The sequence below is a fragment of the Salinimicrobium oceani genome (assembly GCF_012037645.1).
The window spans coordinates 1-824 of sequence record NZ_JAAVJR010000085.1 but is presented as its reverse complement, the minus strand read 5'-3'; the positions used below and the strand labels follow the sequence as shown (position 1 = coordinate 824).

At 40.0% G+C, this 824-nt stretch carries 2 protein-coding genes; both read left to right on the top strand.

The features are described from left to right. On the top strand, positions 1 to 210 hold a 210-nt coding region (locus tag HC175_RS15540), incomplete at its 5' end, for a LysM peptidoglycan-binding domain-containing protein (protein WP_168139360.1). A gap of 18 nt (positions 211 to 228) precedes the next feature. Then, on the top strand, positions 229 to 824 hold a 596-nt coding region (locus HC175_RS15535), incomplete at its 3' end, for a DUF4837 family protein (protein WP_168139359.1).

The window sequence follows — 824 nt, the reverse complement described above, 5'->3', positions numbered from 1 at the left end:
ATTGGACAAAGACTTACCATATACCCTCAGAACAAAGCTACCGCTCAAAATAATAGCTCTCCCAGGATCTATACCGTTAAACACGGGGATTCCCTGTGGAGCATCTCTAAAAAATTTCCGGGCGTTACAGTTCAACAGATCAAGAACCTAAATAATATGAACAGCAACCGGTTAAAACCCGGTATGAAACTTAAACTTTCTGACGGGTAGAAATTCCGTTATTTTATTATGAAAAATCTTAGTGTATTATTTTCTATTCTTTTATTAATAACAGGTTGTGGCGATGGAAAGGAGGATCCTGTTGTAGTATCAAATTCTTCGGGGAATATCAATAATCTCACCGTGGTAATGGATAACGAGATGTGGACAGGGGAAGTGGGAGAAGCTGTAAGATCTCACTTAGCTGCGCCAGTAGATGGGTTACCTCAGGAGGAACCACTATTCTCCCTTAGCCAGATGCCTCCGGAAGCTTTCGCCGGATTTGCCCGTAAAAACAGGATCTTTCTCCTTGTTCAAAAAGGAGAGGAACCACAGATCAAATGGACAGAAAACGCTTATGCCCGGCCTCAAAAAGGAGTTCTTATTCAGGGAGAAAGTAATGAACAGATCGAAGGCCTGATCGAAGAAAATGCTGAGGAGATCATTTCAAGATTTAAAAGGACTGAACTTGCAGAGCAACAAAGACGAATAAAAAAGTCATTGAAAAATGATGAAGAACTTGAAAACAATCTCGGTGTATCTTTAAATTTTCCTACCGCTTATCGATATGCCAAACAAACAGATGATTTTTACTGGATAAGAAAAGATATTCCCACCGGTAGCAT